Consider the following 5,114-nt stretch of genomic DNA (forward strand, 5'->3'; position numbering starts at 1 on the left):
CACGTAGTCTTCATGGATTTCTGAGTGGAATTTACGCCTCACTATGTGCATATCAATTAACCCATCAAAATAAGCCAACAATTCAAATTAAGGAATCATCGGCTTAAGCAGGATCCGGGTTAAATAAAACTGCCTAAGCTATTTCTGATGAATTATCGAATTTCATAACTGAGCAGATGCTTACAAGAATGAGCTGAAATAAAAAACAGGTCAAACGGCCTGTTTTTTATAGAGCAATAATTTTGATAGAAAGTAAATCTTAGTCTGTGGACTGAATATTTAATATAGTTGATCATGATTCAGACAGGTGGTGAAAAGCAGCGCAGCTACCTATTTTTGATCAAGAAATAATAAAGAAGTCAATTGTTGGCTCATTTTTATTAAAAATTGAGATTAAATTTTAAACCGCTTGATATGATCAATAGTGTTGAAAAATAATACAAAATTTTTAAGTTGAATTATTCTTGACGGGTTTTAATTTTTCTTTAACAAATTGTGTTAAGCTGTGCGACTACATTCAATTTTTTTATCTGAAAATAAAAGCATTATTTATAAAATGCTATAGGTTTTCGCTTGAGTTTTCTCATTTCCTCTCTAGCCGATTTATATATTTCACAGTAGAATATGCGCTCTCTCAAGTCACATTGTGGCATGGTCGCTCGATCATCCCGTGGAGCCAAAATCAGCATGTTTATCGTTGCCGGTGCACCTGCACATTCTTCTTTTAAGAAAGCTCAACTACTCACACGTTTATCGTCAATTAGTTCTGTTCAATCACTAGAAAGTCAATTTGTTTATCTTTTTGACCAAGCGCTCAACGAGCAACAACAGCAATCCGCTTTACAGCTTCTCAACGATGGTCAATCATTTGAACTGCACCAGACTGCAAGTGATGAAATCCAGATTCTGGTGACACCGCGTGTCGGCACGATTTCACCATGGTCATCAAAGGCAACTGATATTTTTGCCAACTGTAATACACCGGTTCATCGTTTAGAACGCGGTGTTTTGTTTACTTTGAAGGGCGAAAAAGAGCTTTCTAAAGAAGCATTACAGATCTTGCATGACCGCATGACTGAAAGCGTTTTCAATGCGATTGAAGATGCCGCAGTATTATTCACTGAAACTGCGCCGAAACCTTTGAACTCGATTGATATCCTGGGTCAAGGTAAAGAAGCACTGGTAAAAGCCAATAATGAATTCGGTTTTGCGCTGTCTGAACAGGAAATTGATTACCTGACAGAAGCATTTACCAAACTGGGTCGTAACCCGAACGACATCGAACTGATGATGTTTGCTCAGGCAAACTCTGAACATTGCCGTCATAAAATCTTCGGTTCTGAATGGACGATTGATGGTGAAGTTCAGCCATTGTCGTTGTTCCAGATGATCAAAAATACCTATAAAGAATCACCAACAGACGTATTGTCAGCTTATAAAGACAACGCATCGGTGATTGTTGGTTTTGACACACAACGCTTTTACCCAACTCAAGAAGATAACGGTCAACACGTTTATAAATACAAGAGCCAAGCCGCACACATCCTGATGAAAGTGGAAACTCACAACCACCCAACAGCGATTGCACCATTTGCCGGTGCAGCAACTGGTTCAGGCGGTGAGATTCGTGACGAAGGCGCGACTGGTCGTGGTGGTAAACCGAAAGCTGGTTTAACGGGTTTCACCGTATCTAACCTGAATATTCCTGGCTTCGAACAGCCTTGGGAAGAAAACTACGGCAAACCGTCACGTATGGCATCTCCATTGCAGATCATGATTGAAGGTCCATTGGGGGGCGCAGCGTTTAACAACGAATTTGGTCGTCCAGCGCTGACTGGTTATTTCCGTACTTTCGAACAAAACGTCAATGGTGAAGTGAAAGGTTTCCATAAGCCAATCATGATCGCGGGTGGTTACGGTAACATCCGTCCGGACCACGTTGAAAAAGATGCGATTCAACCAGGCGATCTACTGATCGTGCTTGGCGGTCCAGCAATGCTGATCGGCCTTGGCGGTGGTGCTGCATCATCTGTAGACAGCGGTAAACTGGGTGAAAACCTGGACTTCGCTTCTGTACAACGTGAAAACCCGGAAATGGAACGCCGTTGTCAGGAAGTGATTGATACTTGCTGGCGTATGGAAGATGAAAACCCAATCGTTTCTGTACATGACGTCGGTGCGGGCGGTATCTCGAATGCGATGCCCGAGCTGGTAAATGACCATGAGCTTGGTGCGGTGCTTGATCTGCGTAAGATCCCATCGCTTGAGCCAGGCATGTCGCCAATGGAAATCTGGTCAAACGAAGCGCAAGAGCGTTATGTACTGGCGATCCGTCCAGAATCTCTACCTTTATTCGAATCGATCTGTGCGCGTGAACGTTGTCCGTTTGCGGTATTGGGTGAAGCAACTGAAGCGCGTCATTTAACCGTTGAAGATCCATTGTTCGGCAACAAGCCAGTGGATATGCCAATGCAAGTGATGCTTGGCGGAACACCACGTATGAGCCGTTCATATGAAACTACTGCACGTAAAGGCGATGACTTTGATGCCTCTAAAGTGACTGATCTGAAAGATGCGATTTATCGCGTGATCAAGAACCCAACAGTCGCTTCTAAATCATTCCTGATCACTATTGGTGACCGCTCGATTACCGGTATGGTGGCACGTGACCAGATGGTTGGTCCATGGCAGGTTCCTGTGGCTGATGCTGCAGTAACAACAACCAGCCTTGTCGGTTACACAGGTGAAGCAATGGCAATGGGTGAACGTCCACCAGTTGCATTGTTAAACCCAGCGGCTTCTGCACGTTTATCAGTTGCTGAATCGATCTCAAATATTATGTCTGCGAAGATTGATCAAATCAGCGACATCAAACTGTCTGCAAACTGGATGGCTGCTGCAGGTCAACCGGGCGAAGACCAAGCATTGTTCGAAGGTGTAAAAGCCATTGGTATGGAAATGTGCCCTGCACTGGGCATCGCAATTCCAGTCGGTAAAGACTCATTGTCAATGCGTACCACCTGGAATGACGAAGGCGAAGACAAATCTGTTACTTCTCCAATGTCAGGCGTGATCACTGCATTTGCACCTGTAACTGATGTTCGTAAGACATTAACCCCTGAGCTGAAAAATATTGAATCTGTACTGGTTCGTATTGATCTATCTAAAGGTCAGTTCCGTTTAGGCGGTTCGATCTTGGCTCAGGTATACAAAGCAATTGGTTCAGTGACTCCTGATGTCGACAGCTTTGATGACTTCAAAGCATTCTTCGCACTGGTTCAAGACTGGAACAACCGTGGTCTGATCAAGGCTTACCATGACATCGGTGATGGTGGTTTACTGGCAACTGTTGCGGAAATGATGTTTGCTGCACGTCTAGGCGTAGCGCTAGAAGACCAATCAGTTGAAGCATTGTTCGCTGAAGAAATCGGTGCAGTTCTGCAAATCGCGAAAGCAGATTGGGAAGCATTACAAGCAGAAATCGCGACTTCTACTCTGAAAGATGCGATCTCTGTAGTAGGTACAGTGAACAACTCTGACCAGTTATCTGTAAATGGTCTGGTACTGGAACGTGCTGACCTGCAAGTGGCTTGGACTGAAGTTTCTCATCAAATCCAGCGTCTGCGTGACAACGTAGAAACTGCAGATCAAGAATTTGCGTTGGTTACTGACAAATCGCACAAAGGTTTGATTGCTCAACCGACATTTGATCTGAACGAGCAAATCGAAGCGCCGTACATCAATTCACGTCGTCCAAATATGGCAATTTTGCGTGAACAGGGTGTGAATGGTCATGTAGAAATGGCAGCAGCATTCGACAAAGTCGGCTTCAATACTGTTGACGTACACATGAGCGATCTTCTGGCTGGTCGTATCAGCCTGGATGACTTCGAAGGTCTGGTCACTTGTGGTGGTTTCTCTTACGGTGACGTATTAGGCGCAGGCGGCGGCTGGGCGAAATCAGTATTGTTCAATCAGCAACTTCGTGACCAGTTCGAGAAATTCTTTAACCGTCAGGAAACTTTCTCTTTAGGGATCTGTAACGGTTGTCAGATGTTGTCTCAATTGGCTCCACTGATTCCAGGTGCAGATGCTTGGCCTCGTTTCCATCGCAACAAATCAGAAGTATTTGAAGCACGTAGCGTCAATGTTCGTGTAGAGAAATCTCATTCTGTATTGCTGGAAGGTATGGAAGGTTCAATTCTTCCAATCGCTGTGGCACATGGTGAAGGTCGTGTGGTTGCATCAGCTGAAAGCATTGCTGCATTGAATGCCAATAACCAGGTGATCATGCGTTATGTGGATAGCCAAGGTAATGCGACTGAGCAATATCCATTGAACCCGAATGGTTCGCCTGAAGGGATCTCTGGTGTAACTTCGAAAGATGGTCGTGCGACTATCTTGATGCCACACCCTGAGCGTAACTTCCGTGCGATCCAGCACTCTTGGAAACCAGAAGACTGGGATCAGGACGGTGCATGGTTACGCATGTTCCGTAATGCTCGCAAATTTATTGGTTAATCTGATTTAGCTTCAAAAAAAGGGTCGCAGCAGCGGCCCTTTTTTATAATTTGAACTTATGGGAAATTAGTAAAACTAGAAAAATCATTTACTTTTGTTTAGACTAGCTTCATCAATTGCCACCAGTGGGTGGCTTTTTGCTTTTTAAGCAGTTTGAAACATTTATTTAATTTTCTCCCGCTGAACTGGTTTAGATTTTGCTTTTATATCTGCATAGAAGTGATATTGTGTAAATAATGCACAATATTTATGCACTTTAAAGGAAAGATGGTATAGATCAGTTCAGTATCAACACTCAAGAATGAGGTGATGACATGGCTAAGACGCTCAGAATAATGGATAGAACAGAATTACGTCAGAAAGGTTGGTGGTTATTTGGTTTTGTTGTTGGCTTACAGGTACTGTTCTTGGTAGGTAGTTATTTGCTACAGGGTTCTTGATCAACAGATTTAAAAAAGCCACCGAGAGGTCACTGCTGTCCCATAGTTTGCTTTAAATAAAAAAACCTGAGTCCTAACAGTTAAAATATGAGTGCAAACAAACACTTTAACGACCAGGATTCAGGTTTTGTCACATCAGAATACCGTATTTCA

The 5,114-nt window shown here is 43.5% G+C and carries 2 protein-coding genes and 1 pseudogene; all 3 read left to right on the forward strand.

Annotated elements, in window-relative coordinates:
- A pseudogene (locus FTV31_RS15370) lies at positions 1-107 on the forward strand (IS982 family transposase); the annotation flags it as partial.
- Between the two features lie 580 nt (positions 108-687).
- Complete coding sequence (purL, locus tag FTV31_RS15375) at positions 688-4,521, forward strand: phosphoribosylformylglycinamidine synthase (protein ID WP_180015617.1); 3,834 nt, start codon at positions 688-690, stop codon at positions 4,519-4,521.
- A gap of 314 nt (positions 4,522-4,835) precedes the next feature.
- Positions 4,836-4,961 carry a KGW motif small protein gene (locus FTV31_RS17435; RefSeq protein WP_253144109.1) on the forward strand — a complete coding sequence of 42 codons (126 nt, stop codon included), beginning with the start codon at positions 4,836-4,838 and terminating at the stop codon, positions 4,959-4,961.
- Positions 4,962-5,114: the final 153 nt, after the last annotated feature.

Origin of the sequence: Acinetobacter sp. YH16031, assembly GCF_013417335.1 — a bacterium.
Classification (GTDB): domain Bacteria; phylum Pseudomonadota; class Gammaproteobacteria; order Pseudomonadales; family Moraxellaceae; genus Acinetobacter.